Annotated in this window: 16 protein-coding genes and 1 other annotated feature; of the genes, 13 read left to right on the plus strand and 3 right to left on the minus strand. The window is 37.9% G+C overall.

Going from position 1 to position 15,928, the window contains the following annotated elements; translation table 11 throughout:
* The first annotated feature begins 109 nt into the window (after positions 1 to 109).
* From Q3V31_RS14380 to Q3V31_RS14400, 5 genes are all read left to right on the plus strand, one after another.
* Positions 110 to 442 (plus strand): YrdB family protein, encoded by a 333-nt coding sequence (locus tag Q3V31_RS14380; protein ID WP_329765533.1) that lies wholly within the window; start codon positions 110 to 112, stop codon positions 440 to 442.
* Between the two features lie 83 nt (positions 443 to 525).
* Entirely contained in the window at positions 526 to 702 is a 177-nt protein-coding gene (locus Q3V31_RS14385) for a hypothetical protein (protein WP_001242605.1), read from the plus strand.
* Between the two features lie 54 nt (positions 703 to 756).
* Positions 757 to 987 (plus strand) — a binding site (T-box leader).
* Between the two features lie 69 nt (positions 988 to 1,056).
* Positions 1,057 to 2,328: a histidine--tRNA ligase gene (hisS, locus tag Q3V31_RS14390; RefSeq protein ID WP_000027075.1), complete on the plus strand. Its 1,272-nt coding sequence runs from the start codon at positions 1,057 to 1,059 to the stop codon at positions 2,326 to 2,328.
* 12 nt (positions 2,329 to 2,340) lie between these two features.
* Positions 2,341 to 4,116, plus strand: a complete 1,776-nt coding sequence (gene aspS / locus Q3V31_RS14395) for an aspartate--tRNA ligase (RefSeq protein WP_000840912.1) — start codon at positions 2,341 to 2,343, stop codon at positions 4,114 to 4,116.
* A 511-nt stretch (positions 4,117 to 4,627) separates the two neighbouring features.
* Positions 4,628 to 5,395 carry a tRNA threonylcarbamoyladenosine dehydratase gene (locus tag Q3V31_RS14400; RefSeq protein ID WP_000903181.1) on the plus strand — a complete coding sequence of 256 codons (768 nt, stop codon included), beginning with the start codon at positions 4,628 to 4,630 and terminating at the stop codon, positions 5,393 to 5,395.
* A gap of 359 nt (positions 5,396 to 5,754) precedes the next feature.
* On the opposite strand, the gene Q3V31_RS14405 is transcribed toward Q3V31_RS14400, so the two are convergent.
* Positions 5,755 to 6,396 (minus strand): RsfA family transcriptional regulator, encoded by a 642-nt coding sequence (locus Q3V31_RS14405; RefSeq protein ID WP_000857694.1) that lies wholly within the window; start codon positions 6,394 to 6,396, stop codon positions 5,755 to 5,757.
* A 37-nt stretch (positions 6,397 to 6,433) separates the two neighbouring features.
* The gene (locus tag Q3V31_RS14410) at positions 6,434 to 7,720 is read right to left on the minus strand and encodes a replication-associated recombination protein A (protein WP_000812926.1); all 1,287 of its coding nucleotides are present in this window, start codon (positions 7,718 to 7,720) and stop codon (positions 6,434 to 6,436) included.
* Between the two features lie 292 nt (positions 7,721 to 8,012).
* On the opposite strand from Q3V31_RS14410, the gene cymR reads away from it, so the two are divergent.
* The 7 genes from cymR (at position 8,013) to Q3V31_RS14445 (ending at position 14,419) form a co-directional block, all read left to right on the plus strand.
* Positions 8,013 to 8,429, plus strand: a complete 417-nt coding sequence (gene cymR, locus Q3V31_RS14415) for a cysteine metabolism transcriptional regulator CymR (protein ID WP_000704117.1) — start codon at positions 8,013 to 8,015, stop codon at positions 8,427 to 8,429.
* A 35-nt stretch (positions 8,430 to 8,464) separates the two neighbouring features.
* The gene (locus Q3V31_RS14420; protein ID WP_000439919.1) at positions 8,465 to 9,610 is read left to right on the plus strand and encodes a cysteine desulfurase family protein; all 1,146 of its coding nucleotides are present in this window, start codon (positions 8,465 to 8,467) and stop codon (positions 9,608 to 9,610) included.
* Positions 9,611 to 9,626: 16 nt separating this feature from the next.
* Positions 9,627 to 10,742, plus strand: coding sequence for a tRNA 2-thiouridine(34) synthase MnmA (gene mnmA, locus Q3V31_RS14425; RefSeq protein ID WP_001038013.1), 1,116 nt, complete (start codon positions 9,627 to 9,629; stop codon positions 10,740 to 10,742).
* Positions 10,743 to 10,852: 110 nt separating this feature from the next.
* Positions 10,853 to 11,512: a tetratricopeptide repeat protein gene (locus Q3V31_RS14430; RefSeq protein WP_000066412.1), complete on the plus strand. Its 660-nt coding sequence runs from the start codon at positions 10,853 to 10,855 to the stop codon at positions 11,510 to 11,512.
* Positions 11,513 to 11,619: 107 nt separating this feature from the next.
* Positions 11,620 to 13,956, plus strand: coding sequence for an SF1B family DNA helicase RecD2 (recD2, locus tag Q3V31_RS14435; RefSeq protein WP_000528053.1), 2,337 nt, complete (start codon positions 11,620 to 11,622; stop codon positions 13,954 to 13,956).
* Positions 13,957 to 14,083: 127 nt separating this feature from the next.
* Positions 14,084 to 14,272 carry a hypothetical protein gene (locus Q3V31_RS14440; protein ID WP_000469281.1) on the plus strand — a complete coding sequence of 63 codons (189 nt, stop codon included), beginning with the start codon at positions 14,084 to 14,086 and terminating at the stop codon, positions 14,270 to 14,272.
* Positions 14,273 to 14,290: 18 nt separating this feature from the next.
* Positions 14,291 to 14,419 (plus strand): YrzQ family protein, encoded by a 129-nt coding sequence (locus tag Q3V31_RS14445; RefSeq protein ID WP_001026264.1) that lies wholly within the window; start codon positions 14,291 to 14,293, stop codon positions 14,417 to 14,419.
* 43 nt (positions 14,420 to 14,462) lie between these two features.
* Here Q3V31_RS14445 and Q3V31_RS14450 read toward each other — a convergent pair whose 3' ends face one another.
* Positions 14,463 to 14,675 carry a hypothetical protein gene (locus Q3V31_RS14450; RefSeq protein ID WP_000242544.1) on the minus strand — a complete coding sequence of 71 codons (213 nt, stop codon included), beginning with the start codon at positions 14,673 to 14,675 and terminating at the stop codon, positions 14,463 to 14,465.
* Positions 14,676 to 14,851: 176 nt separating this feature from the next.
* Between Q3V31_RS14450 and Q3V31_RS14455 the strand changes: the two genes are divergently transcribed.
* Positions 14,852 to 15,919, plus strand: a complete 1,068-nt coding sequence (locus Q3V31_RS14455) for an AI-2E family transporter (RefSeq protein ID WP_000793104.1) — start codon at positions 14,852 to 14,854, stop codon at positions 15,917 to 15,919.
* The last annotated feature ends 9 nt before the right edge of the window (positions 15,920 to 15,928 follow it).

Raw genomic sequence — 15,928 nt, forward strand, 5'->3', positions numbered from 1 at the left:
TAAAAAAGAGAGGGTTATATGACCCTCTCTTTTTTATACATTATTGTATGTTTTGTTCATTTATCATAGGATTAATTTGAGGGGGAATAAAAGATAAAGAAGGTGTAGCATGCTACAAGCGCTTAATATAGCATTACGTTTTATGCTTGAGTTATGTGTTCTTGGAATTGTTGGATACTGGGGATTTCGGGTAGGAACAATAACGGTTATAAAAGTTACACTTGCGATTATTCTTCCGGTTATTGTTGCTATCATATGGGCTTTATTTGGAGCGCAACACGCAGAATGGGAAGTACAAGGCATATTACATGTATTGTTAGAAATTATCGTGTTTGGAGTAGGTGTTGCAGCATTGTATCATTTGAAACATTATATGCTGGCGAGTGGACTGGCTATTATTATTGTTGTGAATCGAATGTTAATGTTTATTTGGAATCAATAGCTGTTTTCAGTTATGTATAACTCTTTCATCAATATGGAACAATAACAAGTAAAACATCCATATTGAATGTGAGGGATATACGTATGCGTATGAATGAAAAAGGGCATTCTGTTACAAATGGTGCAAATCAACTGTTTAACGTGAATTTTCATGATTTTATTTCAAAAGAGCAAAACAATACTTCAATGGAGCTTGCTTCAGAGTTCGGAATTTCACTGCAAGATGTAAAGCGCCTAAAGAAGCAAATTGAGCGCTCTTAGAGCACTTGACAATCCTACTCAACAAACGTATAGTAATTTTATATTTACATATGAATATAGCCGTTGATAGAGAAGAGTAAATGAGATACACATGGAAAGAGAAGAAATGTCCTAGGCTGAAAACATTTCTACATGATGACTGATTGAATGACACTCTGTAGGTTTCAACTTGAAAGGCTTATACGCTTAGTAGAGATGAACGCATATTTAAGCGTTATTAAAAAAGTGGAAGCATACGTGCTTCAATTAGGGTGGCACCACGGGTATAATACTCTCGTCCCTACTGTTCAAACAGTAGAGGCGGGAGTTTTTTTATTTTTATTAAGATTAAAACAATTTGAGGAGGAACTGAATATGTCTATTCAAATCCCACGCGGAACGCAAGATATTCTTCCAGGTAGTGTAGAGTTATGGCAGTATATCGAAGGGCAAGCGCGCGAAATTTGCCGTCGTTACAATTATAAAGAAATTCGTACACCAATTTTTGAACACACAGAGCTATTTTTACGTGGTGTTGGTGATACGACAGATATCGTACAAAAAGAAATGTACTCATTCCAAGACCGTGGAGAGCGTAGTTTAACATTACGTCCAGAAGGTACTGCACCTGTTGTACGTTCTTACGTTGAAAACAAAATGTTCGGTGATGCAACACAACCAACGAAATTATACTATATCGGTCAAATGTTCCGTTATGAAAGACCACAAGCAGGTCGCTATCGTCAATTCGTACAATTCGGTATTGAAGCAATCGGTAGTAACGATCCTGCAATTGATGCAGAAGTAATTGCACTTGCTGTAGAGTTTTACCGCGGCATGGGCTTAAAAAATATTAAAGTTGTATTAAACAGCTTAGGTGATGCAGCGAGCCGTCAAGCGCACCGCGACGCATTAATTGCACACTTTGAGCCGCGCATCGGAGAATTCTGCTCTGATTGCCAATCTCGCTTAGAAAAAAATCCTCTTCGTATTTTAGACTGTAAGAAGGACCGTAATCATGAACTAATGAGTACCGCACCATCTATTACAGAATACTTAAACGAAGATTCAGCAGTATACTACGACAAAGTTCAAGAACTATTAACGATGATGGATGTTCCGTTTGAAAAAGATCCGAACTTAGTACGTGGTTTAGACTACTACCAACATACTGTTTTTGAAATTATGAGTGAGGCAGAAGGTTTTGGTGCTATTACTACATTAAGCGGTGGTGGCCGTTATAACGGACTTGTACAAGAAATCGGTGGACCAGAAATGCCAGGTATCGGTTTTGCGATGAGTATTGAACGTTTAATTATGGCGCTAAAAGCCGAAAATATTGAATTACCAATTGAACATAGTATCGATTGTTACGTTGTAGCTCTTGGTGAAAAAGCGAAAGACCATGCTGCAAAAATTGCGTTTGATCTTCGTAAAGCTGGATTGTCAGTTGAAAAAGATTATTTAGATCGCAAAATGAAAGCACAATTCAAATCAGCGGATCGTTTAAATGCGAAATACGTAGCTGTATTAGGGGAAGATGAGCTAGATAAAGGCATCATTAACTTGAAAGATATGGCAACAGGCGGACAAGAAGAAGTAGCGTTAGATGTATTCGCTTCATACGTAGCAGAGAAATTAGTATAGGGGGAACTTACAGTGGCTGAAAGAACACATGCATGTGGAAAAGTAACGGTAGAAGCTGTTGGACAAACAGTTCAATTAAAAGGTTGGGTACAAAAACGTCGTGACTTAGGTGGATTAATCTTTATCGACTTACGTGACCGTACAGGTATCGTACAAGTTGTATTTAACCCAGAAACATCAAAAGAAGCGCTAGAAGTAGCAGAAACAATTCGTAGCGAATACGTATTACACGTAGAAGGTACAGTTGTTGAACGTGGTGAAGGTGCAATTAATGACAATATGGCAACTGGTCGTATTGAAGTACAAGCAACGAAAGTAAACGTATTAAATGCAGCGAAAACAACGCCAATTATTATTTCTGATGACACAGATGCATCAGAAGATGTGCGTTTAAAATATCGTTACTTAGACTTACGTCGTCCTGTAATGTTCAACACATTTAAAATGCGTCACGACGTAACAAAAACAATTCGTAACTTCTTAGATACAGAAGAATTCTTAGAAGTTGAAACACCAATTTTAACGAAGAGCACACCAGAAGGAGCTCGTGACTATTTAGTACCAAGTCGTGTGCATGATGGTGAATTCTATGCATTACCGCAGTCTCCACAGTTATTTAAACAGCTTCTTATGGTCGGCGGATTTGAGCGTTACTATCAAGTAGCACGTTGTTTCCGTGACGAAGATTTACGTGCGGATCGTCAACCAGAATTTACACAAATCGATATCGAGGCATCATTCTTAACACAAGATGAAATTTTAGAAATGATGGAGCGTATGATGACGAAAGTCATGAAAGATGCGAAAGGTGTAGAAGTTAGTGCACCATTCCCTCGTATGAAATATGCTGATGCAATGGCTCGCTACGGTTCTGATAAGCCAGATACACGCTTTGAAATGGAACTAACAGACCTATCTGAATTTGCAGCAGGTTGTGGTTTCAAAGTATTTACAAGTGCTGTAGAAAACGGCGGACAAGTAAAAGCAATTAATGCAAAAGGTGCTGCGAGCAAATACTCTCGTAAAGACATCGATGCATTAACTGAATTTGTAAAAGTATATGGTGCAAAAGGTTTAGCTTGGCTGAAAGTTGAAGAAGACGGCCTAAAAGGACCGATTGCGAAGTTCTTCGGTGAAGAAGATGCAAAAGCGTTAATGAATACATTAGAAGCTACTGCTGGCGATTTATTACTATTCGTAGCGGATAAGAAGAGCGTTGTTGCAGATAGCTTAGGTGCACTTCGTTTACGCCTAGGTAAAGAGCTTGAGTTAATTGACGAAAGTAAATTTAACTTCCTATGGGTAACTGATTGGCCGCTTCTTGAGTACGATGAAGATGCAGATCGTTACTTCGCAGCTCACCACCCATTCACAATGCCGTTCCGTGAAGATGTTGAGCTATTAGAAACAGCACCAGAAAAAGCACGCGCACAAGCATATGACCTTGTATTAAACGGTTATGAGCTTGGTGGTGGATCACTTCGTATTTACGAGCGTGACGTACAAGAAAAAATGTTCAAAGCACTTGGATTCTCACAAGAAGAAGCGCAAGAGCAATTCGGATTCTTATTAGAAGCATTCGAATACGGTACACCACCACACGGCGGAATTGCATTAGGTTTAGACCGTCTTGTTATGTTACTTGCAGGTCGTACGAACCTTCGTGATACAATTGCATTCCCGAAAACAGCAAGCGCAAGTTGCTTATTAACAGAAGCGCCAAGCCCAGTTGCAGAAGCTCAGCTTGAAGAGCTAAGCTTAAAATTGAGCTTGAAAGAAGAGAAGTAAGAATAGAGTCTAGATGGTTATACTATAGCCGTCTAGGCTTTTTTTTGAAGAGAAGTTTAAAAAGTCCGGTTCAGATAACTGTCGCATCTCATCGTTACGTACGCTAGTCCGGTGCTCGAGTAGTACTCCTACACTGCGCTCCTCCTAGCATACGTGCCTCGATCTGCTCGGTTCTCTGAATCCTCCTTTTTAAACGTGTATTGAAGGGAAGTTTAAAAAGTCCGGTTCAGATAACTGTCGCATCTCATCGCTGCTTCGCCAGTCCGGTGCTCGAGTAGTAAAAGCTACACCGCGATCCTCCTGGCTTCAGCGCCTCGATCTGCTCGGCCCTCTGAATCCTCCTTTTTAAACAAATATGTAAGAAAAAAGTCTGGTTCAGCTAGTGGTCTTATGTTTATTTTTTCTCTTTGAATATGTATTTTTAGGAATTCTATAACTTTTTCTATACAAATAGTCGGAAAAACGCTAGAATACATGGTAGACCATTTTTGTAATAGGAGTGTAGAGCTGAATGTTACATCAATTTTCACGTAATGAATTAGCCTTTGGAAAAGAAGGCCTTGAAATATTAAAAAATAGTACAGTCGGTATTTTAGGAATTGGCGGCGTAGGATCATTTTCGGCAGAAGCGTTAGCACGTTCTGGCGTAGGACGTCTTGTATTAGTTGACAAAGATGTTGTAGATATTACAAACGTAAACCGTCAAATTCACGCGTTAGTATCTACTGTAGGACGTTCAAAAGTAGAATTAATGAAAGAGCGTATTGCAGACATTAATCCAGAGTGTGAAGTAATTGGACTAGAAATGTTTTATACTGATGAAACATATGAAGAGTTTTTCAAACATGGATTGGATTTCGTAGTAGATGCATCTGATACGATTACGTTCAAAATTCATTTAATTAAACAATGTTTACGTCGCAAAATTAAAATTATCTCATGTATGGGTGCAGCAAATAAAATGGACCCAACTCGTTTCCGTATTGCGGACATCTCTAAAACACATACAGATCCAATTGCGAAAGTAATTCGTACGAAGCTTCGTAAAGATGGTATTAAAAAAGGTGTAAAAGTTGTCTTCTCTGACGAAAACCCAATCGTAATTCGTGAAGAAGTACGTAAAGAAATCGTACCAGACGAAAATGCAAAAATTCGTAAAGCGAAATTACCACCTTCATCAAATGCATTCGTACCATCTGTGGCAGGCCTAATTATGGCAAGTCACGTTGTACGTGAACGTATTAAAAACGTAGAAGTGAAGCGTGTAGGGCAAGAATAAAAAGAAAGCATATATCCGTCTTGGGTATATGCTTTTTCTATTTTATTTTAAAGGATTGCTGCTATTTGCAATACTAATAATTCAAATGTAAGTAAACCTAATAAAGAATAATCGTATTTGTCCGACTTATAGGCGGAAGTCTTTTTTAAAATGTGAAATGTAAAAATCCCTAACGTTAGGACGAGAACACCGAGTGTTATTTTGAATACTATTAATGAAATAGCAACCATCTCCCTTCAAGTGTATATATTTATAGTAACATTTAAGTGAAAAATATCCAATTTTCTCCAAGAGGCTTATTGTTGTCAATCGAAAAAAACAGGGATGTCACTTAGTCAAAAAAGTGATACCCCTGTTTTTTAATTCTCTGCAGAATATATAATATCTAAATTTCCATTTTGATCGGTTTTGAAAATCGGAGCAATTTGCTCCTCCTGCTCTTCAACTGAAACGAGTTTTCGAGCGCGATCCATAATTCTAACAAGCATGGCGTAATCTTCTTCGATTGCTTGTTGCTTTTTTGTGAGTACAGCTAATTTTGTTTCAAGTTCATCGTTTGTTTTTTGCAGGGAAGTGAGCTGAGCTTGTAATACGTCATTTTCGGTTTGTAACTTTGCGAGTGAAGGATTATTGTGCTCTAAGTTTTGCAAAAATGAGATGATTTTTTGTATTGTAAGACCTTGTTTACTTGGCGTAATATCTTCTGAAAACTCGGCATCGATTACGAGTTGTTTCGTTTTCGTGAAATGATCTTTTTCTATTTTAGCTTCAGAACGTTTTAATTCTTTACGTTGTTTTTTCGCAAGTTGCACCGCATCTTCGTAATTTGGCCTTACTTCAGCGTTCCATCTAAATCCACAAGCTGCGGAAGTCCGGTTTAATGTATCGCCAACTTCATCGAACGCTTTTATTTGTGTACTTCCGCCGCGAATATGTCGTAAAACAGTTTCTGCTAAAAGGAGATCGTCTTCTTTTGTCCATGCATCTTGACGTGTTTTCATAAGCGAAGCCTCCATAATGGTGACGTTTTCGTTTATGTTACCCTTTATTTTTCGTTTTATTCGAAATTTGTAATCTTTCATACACAGTAGAAAGTGCTTGCTCAAATTTCCCTGTCGTTTTCGGTTTATAGTATTGCTTGTTTTTTATTTTATCAGGTAAGTATTGTTGTTGTACCCAGCCATTTGGATGGTCATGTGGATATAAGTATCCAATGCCTCTTCCAAGTGATTCTGCGCCTTTGTAATGACTATCTTTTAAATGACTTGGAATATCACCTGTTTGTCCGTTACGTAAATCGTGTAATGCGGCATCAAGTGCTTTATAAGCTGAATTTGATTTCGGTGATAGGCAAAGTTCAATAACAGCATTTGCAAGTGGTATGCGTGCTTCTGGGAATCCAACTCGTTCAGCTGACTCAATCGCTGCAAGGGTGCGCGGTCCAGCTTGCGGGCTAGCAAGTCCAACATCTTCATATGCCATAATAAGAAGGCGTCTACCGATACTTTGTAAATCACCTGCTTCAATAAGGCGTGCTAAATAATGAAGTGCTGCGTTTACATCACTTCCACGCACAGATTTTTGAAATGCTGATAATACGTCATAATGAGCATCTCCACCTTTGTCGTGAACGAAGCTCTTTTTTTGTAAGCATTCTTCTGCGATTTCAAGTGTAATTTCCGCGGCTTTGTCGTCAGTTGTAAAGCTAGATAAAACAGCTAGTTCAAGTGCATTATAAGCTGAACGCATATCTCCGCCTGACGCATTTGCAAAGTGATGCAGTGCTTCATTCGTGACAGTTACATCATATTCCCCAAGCCCCTTTTCTTTATCTTCAAGAGCTCGTTTTAAACCAATTAAAATATCATCTTCTGTTAATGCATGTAATTCGAAGATTTGACATCTGCTTCGGATAGCAGAATTAATAGCATGGAACGGATTGCTTGTCGTTGCACCAATTAAAGTAAGAAGCCCGCTTTCTAAATGGGGTAATAGAAAGTCTTGCTTCGCTTTATCTAGTCTATGGACTTCATCTAAAATTAAAACGAGGTGTCGATGCATCTTCGCTTCTTGTACGACAACTTCCATATCTTTTTTATTATGCGTAACAGCGTTTAAGAGGCGAAACGGGGTTCCAGTACTTCCTGCAATTGCGCTAGCAATTGATGTTTTACCTGTGCCTGGAGGACCGTATAAAATCATAGATTGAAAATGGTTTGCTTGGACCATTCGCCATAAAATTTTCCCTTCACCAACTAAATGTTGTTGTCCGATAATTTCTTGAATATTTGTAGGGCGCATTCGATGTGCGAGTGGTTGTTTCATTTAGACCGTCTCCCTTAATATATAATCTCATTCTATCGTATCATTTTTTTTAATGGAATTTGAAATAGGATGCTGTTTTGTGGGAAAAATGAATATGAATATTTTCATTTTTCTTTCAATTGTAATAATTTCCGAGTTTTTCAATGTGATTTTATGTTATCATTTTGATACACAAGTTGAAATTTCTTATAATACTATATTATGCTATAATTTCATAGGATTTTAAATTGTGTTCTTTTATGAATAAAGATATAACCAATAGAAGTGAAAATTTGAAATGAGGTGCAAATAGATGAAGATTTCAACGAAAGGCCGCTATGGCTTAACAATTATGATCGACCTTGCAAAAAAGTTTGGTGAAGGCCCAATTTCATTAAAGTCAATCGCGCAGGCACATGACTTATCTGAACATTACTTAGAGCAATTAATTTCACCACTTCGTAACGCTCGTCTTGTAAAGAGTACGCGCGGGGCATATGGCGGATATGTATTATCTGATCAGCCAGTCAACATTACAGCTGGAGATGTAATCCGTGTACTAGAGGGTCCAATTAGTGTTGTAGAAATGATAGAAGAAGAAGAACCAGCACAACGCCAATTATGGATGCGTGTTCGTGATGCGGTGCAAGAAGTATTAGATAGTACAACTTTAGAAGATTTAGTACGTTATGAGGAAGAAAATCACGGGGGCTATATGTTTTACATTTAATTCCTTGTGAAACGATTTGGAAAGAAGGAGATTTAATGGAACGCATTTACTTAGATCATGCTGCGACATCTCCGACTCACCCAGAAGTGGTCGAAAAGATGATTCCATATATGACAGAAACATTCGGAAACCCGTCTAGTATTCACTTTTATGGGCGTCAAACGCGCCATGCAGTAGATGAGGCGAGACGTGTGTGTGCACGTAGCATTCATGCGAATCCGAATGAAATTATATTTACGAGCGGTGGTACAGAAGCTGATAATTTAGCGCTTATAGGTGTAGCACGTGCAAACCGTCATAAAGGTAACCACATTATAACGACGCAAATTGAACACCATGCGATTTTGCATACGTGTGAATTGTTAGAGCGTGAAGGGTTTGAAGTGACATATTTACCTGTAGATGAAACAGGACGTGTTCACGTTTCTGACATACAAAAGGCATTAACAGATGAGACAATTCTCGTATCTGTTATGTTTGGGAATAATGAAGTAGGGACAATGCAACCAATTGCGGAAATAGGTAAGCTGTTAAAAGAACATCAAGCTTATTTTCATACAGATGCAGTACAAGCTTACGGTTTATTAGAAATTGATGTGAAAGAGTTTGGCATTGATTTACTATCAATTTCAGCTCATAAAATTAACGGACCAAAAGGTGTCGGGTTCCTATATGCTGGTGCAAATGTGAAATTTGAACCGTTATTAATAGGCGGAGAGCAAGAAAGAAAACGCCGTGCTGGTACTGAAAATGTACCTAGTATCGTTGGACTGCAGCAAGCAATTTTGCTAGCTACAAAAAATCGTGAGCAAAAAAATGCCCAATATGAAGAGTTTAAAGATATAATGGTATCTGTCTTCAAAAATGAAGGCATTACTTTCGAGGTAAACGGAAACTTGGAATATCGCTTACCACATGTGTTGAATATAAGTTTTACAGGAATGAATATTGAACCGTTTCTTGTGAACTTAGACTTAGCTGGCATTGCAGTATCAAGTGGTTCTGCTTGTACAGCTGGTTCGATTGATCCATCACATGTATTAGTAGCGATGTTCGGAAAAGACTCCGATCAAATACGTTCATCCGTACGCTTTAGTTTCGGACTTGGAAATACGAAAGAGCAAATTGAAAAAGCGGCGTACGAAACAGTGAAAATCGTGAAGCGATTAACACAAAATTAGCATGGGAGGTGACATGATGAACAAACTACCTCACGAAACACGCGTTGTCATCGGGATGTCCGGTGGCGTCGATTCATCTGTAGCAGCTCTTTTATTAAAAGAGCAAGGTTATGATGTGATCGGAATTTTTATGAAAAACTGGGATGATACAGATGAGAATGGTGTCTGCACAGCAACAGAAGATTACAATGATGTAATTGAAGTGTGTAACCAAATCGGTATTCCGTATTATGCAGTAAACTTTGAAAAACAATACTGGGACAAAGTATTTACGTACTTCTTAGATGAGTACCGAGCTGGTCGTACACCAAACCCAGATGTAATGTGTAACAAAGAAATTAAATTTAAAGCATTTTTAGAGCATGCAATTGCGCTTGGTGCTGATTATGTAGCGACAGGCCATTATGCACGCGTTGCTTATATGGATGGCGAATATAAAATGCTTCGCGGCGTTGATGACAATAAAGACCAAACGTATTTCTTAAATCAATTAAGCCAAGAGCAATTATCAAAAACAATGTTCCCATTAGGTGAATTAAAGAAACCACAAATTCGCGAAATGGCGACAGCAGCTGGTTTAGCGACAGCGGCGAAGAAAGATAGTACTGGTATTTGCTTCATCGGCGAGCGTAACTTTAAAGATTTCTTAAGTAACTATTTACCAGCGCAACCAGGTGTGATGCAAACATTATCTGGTGAAGTGAAAGGAAAACATGACGGTTTAATGTACTATACAATTGGACAACGTCATGGCCTTGGTATTGGTGGTAACGGTGATCCATGGTTCGCTGTTGGGAAAAACTTGAAAGAAAACATTTTATATGTTGATCAAGGATTCCATAATGAACTTCTATATGGTGATGAAGTTATCGCTACGAATGTAGGATGGGTAAGTAACAAAGCAAAAGAAACAGAATTTAAATGCACAGCGAAATTCCGTTATCGTCAAGCAGATAATAAAGTAACGGTTCAAATTGTTGATGAAAATACAGTTCGTATTCTTTGTGATGAGCCAATTCGTGCGATTACGCCAGGCCAAGCAGTTGTTTTCTATGATGGAGATGAGTGCTTAGGCGGCGCTACAATTGATGAAGTATATCATAGTGGTAAGAAATTAGATTATTTAGGATAAAACGAGAAGCCTCTGCCGATTAGCGGTTAGAGGTTTCTTTTACATAAAGCGAATTTTCGTTCGCTTGGAAAATACATTCTTTGTTATAATTTGTTGTAGAGGTGAAGGACATGTCAAACAAACTTGAAACAGGTATTCAATATATGCAAGAAGGAAACTGGGAAGAAGCAGCTAAAAATTTTACAGAAGCAATCGAAGAAAATCCGAAAGATGCGCTTGGATATATTAACTTTGCGAATTTATTAGATGTATTAGGTGATAGTGAACGAGCAATTTTATTTTATAAACGTGCATTAGAATTAGATGATCAATCTGCGGCTGCTTATTATGGCTTAGGAAATGTATATTACGGTCACGAGCAATTTGCAGAGGCAAAGGCTGTATTTGAACAAGCGATGCAAGCTGGATTACAATCAGCTGATGTAACGTTTATGTTAGGTATTACACATGTGCAGCTTGGAAATGATCGTCTTGCACTGCCATTTTTACAAAGGGCAACTGAATTAGATGAAAGTGATGTAGAAGCTGTTTTCCAATGTGGACTTTGCTTCGCACGACTAGAACATATTCAAGAGGCAAAACCTTATTTTGAAAAGGTATTAGAAATGGATGAAGAGCATGCAGATGCGTATTATAATTTAGGTGTTGCGTACGTATTTGAAGAAAATAACGAGAAGGCTCTTACTTTATTTAAGAAAGCAACTGAAATTCAGCCAGATCACTTTTTAGCTGGTAATGGTGTTCGTTTATTAGAGCAAGAAGCTGAATAAAGTGAAATTATAGTTTAATGTGCAGTTACCCCTCATCTAAAGAATGTGAAAGAGGTGGGGGATGTACTGCTCATTAAAGTGAAAAGAACTCGGGAAGGAGAGGAAAGATGGGAAATCAACATGCAATGGATTTGTTTGAGGAAGAGAAAAAATTTATAAAAGCGCAAGTTCTTCATACCATTTTCCACAACGAAGAAAACCTCTATTCCGTTGTCAGTATGAAAATCATTGAAACGAATGAAACATACGACGAAAAGAAAGTAATGATAAACGGCCATTTTCCCCGTATGCATGAAGATGAAGTGTTTACATTAACAGGTCACTTTAAAGACCACCCGAAGTATGGGAAACAATATTTAGTTGAAACGTTTAAGAAAGAATTGCCGCAAACAAAAGCAGGTATGGTGCAATATTTAGCGAGCGATTTATTTAAAGGGATTGGAAAGCGTACAGCCGAAAAAATCGTAGATCACCTTGGTGAGCATGCTATTTCTAAAATTATGGATGATCCTGATGCGTTAAATGGTGTTGTTAACAAACAAAAAGCGCAGGAAATATATGAGACAATTGTTGAACATCAAGGGTTAGAGAAAGTAATGAGCTTTTTAAATGGTTACGGTTTTGGAACGAAGCTTTCTATTAAAATCTATCAGCAATATAAGGAAATGACATTAGAAGTGATTCGTAATAATCCATATAAGCTTATTGAAGAAGTGGATGGGATTGGCTTTGGAAGAGCGGATGATATAGGGCGTGCATTAGGTATATCGGGTAATCACGACGACCGTGTACGTGCGGGCTGTTTTTATACATTAGAGAATGTTTCACTGCAACTCGGTCACGTTTATATGGGGAAAGATCAACTTGTAAGAGAAACGATGTCACTTTTAAACAATCAAGAAGGAAGAGTGACTGAGGAAGATATTGTAGGCTGCGTTGAAATGATGCAAAGTGAAGGGAAAGTCATTATAGAAGAAGAGCGAGTGTATTTAGCTTCGTTATTCTACTCTGAAAAAGGCGTTGTAAAGTCAATTCGTCGTCTTATGAATCAAGAAGAAACCCCTGAATTCCCTGAAGCAGAAGTGTTAAAAACATTAGGGGAAATTGAAGAACAGCTAAAGGTACAGTATGCACCGCTTCAGCAAGAAGCAGTTCAAACTGCACTTCATAAGCCGATGATGCTATTAACAGGTGGACCAGGAACGGGGAAAACAACAGTTATTAAAGGAATTGTTGAAATGTATGCATCACTTCACGGATTATCATTAAATCCGAATGAATATAGTGATGATAATCCATTTCCAATATTGTTAACGGCCCCAACAGGAAGAGCGGCGAAGCGCATGAGTGAATCGACAGGGCTTCCAGCTTGTACGATTCATCGTTTGCTTGGTTGGACGCCAGAAGGGTCTTTCCAGCGCAATGAAACCGATCCGGTACAAGGAAAGTTACTCATTATTGATGAGTTTTCGATGGTAGATATTTGGCTTGCAAATCAGCTATTCAAGTCACTTCCGACAAATATTCAAGTTATCGTTGTAGGTGATGAAGATCAGTTGCCATCTGTAGGACCTGGACAAGTGTTAAAAGATTTATTAAATGCAGGAGCCATCCCAACGGTAAAACTTACAGAAATTTATCGTCAGGCAGAAGGTTCGTCTGTTATTCAGCTTGCCCATGCGATAAAAGACGGAACACTTCCACCAGATTTAGCGCAAAATAAAAAAGATCGTTCATTTATCAGCTGTGCAGGGGCTCAAATTGTTGAAGTTGTAAAAAAAGTATGTGAAAACGCGAAGACGAAAGGGTTTAGCGCAAGAGATGTACAAGTGTTGGCACCTATGTACCGCGGACCAGCAGGTATTAATGTGTTAAATGAAGCTCTTCAAGAAGTGTTTAATCCGAAAAAAGAAAAAAGTAAAGAAATTGCCTACGGTGACGTTGTGTATCGAAGAGGTGATAAAGTACTTCAATTAGTCAATCAGCCGGAAAGCCAAGTATTTAATGGTGATATTGGAGAAATTGTTTCGATTTTTTATGCAAAAGAAAATGTCGAGCAACAAGATATGATTATCGTTTCATTTGATGGGATTGAAGTAACGTATACAAAGCCTGATTTGAACCAAATTACCCATGCATATTGCTGCTCGATTCATAAATCACAAGGTAGTGAATTCCCAATAGTTATTATGCCGATTGTAAAGAGCTACTACCGTATGTTACGTCGTAATTTAATTTACACGGGCATTACAAGGAGTAAGAAATTCCTTATTATTTGCGGGGAGGAAGCAGCTTTCCAGTCTGGTGTAAATCGCCTTGATGATGCAATGCGTCAAACGACTTTAGCTGGTCGATTGCAAGAATCACAAGGAGAAGTACAGATGGTAACAGTTAATGGCGAGGAAATGGACGTGGAAAACATTTCACCGTATGATTTCATGTAACGAGGCGAAATTATATAGTGAAACTTTCAAACGTATAACGTTGAAAGGCTCCAGCAATGTATAAATGAATGCGGTTTGGACATAATGGCGAATAGAATCTGGGAGACTGTAAGGAGATGAAAGCCATATGTTTATTTGTCCAAATTGCAAAGGGAAAGACATCGGAAAAATAGGTGTCAACCAATTTTATTGCTGGAATTGTTATATCGAATTATCGGTTTCAAAGGGGAAAATCCATACACATCAAGTAGAGGAAGATGGTTCATTAAGCTCTCTTGATGATTTATTTGATGAGAATGAAAGAACGATCGGATAACGAAAAGGGGGATTTACTTTGAATATACGCAATTCATTAATCGCATTAGGTGTTGGGGCTGCAGCATATCAATATGCTCGTAAGCAAGATGTATTTTCTAAACGCAATATGAAAAAAGCACGTAAGATGATTAAGTCTTATTTATAATTTTGGTAAAGTGAAAAACTCCCTTCAGGATAAGGGAGTTTTTTTATGCACTTGTATGCAAATATAAAAGTCCGATTTCTGAGAAGAGATAAGATAGACCGTAACATCCAACGCCAAGCATTCCATAATGCCATAATTGCTTCGCCCGTTCTTTTCGCGAGGAACGAATAAAGAAACCTTTCCAAATACCAAACCCAATGCAAATCCATTCAAGAATCATAAAAAGTGCTGATAATATGAGCATAAATAAAACCATAATTAGCCCTCCTGATTATATTTTGACATTTTGTATTTTCAGGGGTGGTTGTCCTTATTATGTTAAATATATGTACGTCTTTAAAAAACAGTATGGTCTGTATAAAAAGATTTTAAAACTTTTGCACATAACCTAACCTATTTATTTTCAAAATAAAGGTGGAGGAGGTTTTTCGTGTGAAGAATCTTAAAATCATTTGGATATATCGTTTAGGATTATTGTTACTCATTTTTCTTTGTTTGCTTGTCTTTTTAAAAATTAAGCCATTGTGGGCACCAATTATTTTTGTATTTAAAGTGGCAATTACACCGTTTCTTATCGCGTGTTTCATTGCATACTTATTGCATCCTTTAATTGAAAAAATCCATAAAGAAGGAATGCCTCGTACACTTGCCATTTTGCTCATTTACGTACTTTTCTTCGGCGGGATTGGCTATGGGATTTATAAAGGAACGCCAATTGTTATTAAGCAGTTGCAAGAGATTAATGAACAATTTCCGCAGTTTACAAAAATGTACGATTCTTGGATGGATGGGGTAACGGAACAAACAGCGAATTTTCCATCATTTATTCATGAAAAGGTGAAACAAATTTTTGGTGGTGTAGAAACGAAGATTCAAGCGCTTTTAAATAAAGTCATGAGCACAGCTCGTGGTGTACTGGATTCGTTACTCATTATTTTCTTAATTCCATTCATTGTATTTTACATATTAAAAGATTACGGTGAGTTTTATCATATCTTTTGGAAATTAGTCCCGAGTAAATGGCGTAGTACGGGTCAAATGCTTGCGAAAGAAATTGATAAATCACTCGGAAGTTATATTCGAGGACAGTTATTTGTTTGCTTAGTATTAGGGGGAGTATCTGTTCTTTCTTTTTGGTTTATCGGTATGAAATATCCGTTATTACTCGGCATTATTATTGGGGTAACGGATATAATCCCGTACTTTGGTCCTATTTTAGGGGCGATTCCCACGTTGATGATTGCGGCAACGGTATCAACGAGTTTACTCATTAAGGCGGGGATTACAATTGCCATTTTGCAATTTTTGGAAAGTAACATTTTATCTCCTTACATCGTTGGTAAGTCGCTTCGTATGCACCCTGTTATTATTATGCTTGCATTACTAGTTGGAGGAGAAGTAGCAGGTATTGTAGGATTGCTAATATCAGTTCCTGTTTTAGCAATCATTCGTACAGTGATTGTTCATGTGAGACCTCTTTGGAAAAGAGAAGATGTTTAAAATGAAGCC

It is taken from the genome of Bacillus nitratireducens (assembly GCF_036320425.1).
Lineage (GTDB): Bacteria > Bacillota > Bacilli > Bacillales > Bacillaceae_G > Bacillus_A > Bacillus_A nitratireducens.

Excerpts from the sequence above, each read along its gene's own strand:
- recD2 (WP_000528053.1), top strand. The coding sequence starts at position 11,620 with ATGGGAAATCAACATGCAATGGATTTGTTTGAGGAAGAGAAAAAATTT.
- Q3V31_RS14450 (WP_000242544.1), bottom strand. The coding sequence starts at position 14,675 with ATGGTTTTATTTATGCTCATATTATCAGCACTTTTTATGATTCTTGAA.
- Q3V31_RS14380 (WP_329765533.1), top strand. The coding sequence starts at position 110 with ATGCTACAAGCGCTTAATATAGCATTACGTTTTATGCTTGAGTTATGT.
- cymR (WP_000704117.1), top strand. The coding sequence starts at position 8,013 with ATGAAGATTTCAACGAAAGGCCGCTATGGCTTAACAATTATGATCGAC.
- Q3V31_RS14385 (WP_001242605.1), top strand. The coding sequence starts at position 526 with ATGCGTATGAATGAAAAAGGGCATTCTGTTACAAATGGTGCAAATCAA.
- mnmA (WP_001038013.1), top strand. The coding sequence starts at position 9,627 with ATGAACAAACTACCTCACGAAACACGCGTTGTCATCGGGATGTCCGGT.
- Q3V31_RS14430 (WP_000066412.1), top strand. The coding sequence starts at position 10,853 with ATGTCAAACAAACTTGAAACAGGTATTCAATATATGCAAGAAGGAAAC.
- Q3V31_RS14405 (WP_000857694.1), bottom strand. The coding sequence starts at position 6,396 with ATGAAAACACGTCAAGATGCATGGACAAAAGAAGACGATCTCCTTTTA.
- Q3V31_RS14400 (WP_000903181.1), top strand. The coding sequence starts at position 4,628 with ATGTTACATCAATTTTCACGTAATGAATTAGCCTTTGGAAAAGAAGGC.
- Q3V31_RS14420 (WP_000439919.1), top strand. The coding sequence starts at position 8,465 with ATGGAACGCATTTACTTAGATCATGCTGCGACATCTCCGACTCACCCA.
- Q3V31_RS14410 (WP_000812926.1), bottom strand. The coding sequence starts at position 7,720 with ATGAAACAACCACTCGCACATCGAATGCGCCCTACAAATATTCAAGAA.
- hisS (WP_000027075.1), top strand. The coding sequence starts at position 1,057 with ATGTCTATTCAAATCCCACGCGGAACGCAAGATATTCTTCCAGGTAGT.
- Q3V31_RS14440 (WP_000469281.1), top strand. The coding sequence starts at position 14,084 with ATGTTTATTTGTCCAAATTGCAAAGGGAAAGACATCGGAAAAATAGGT.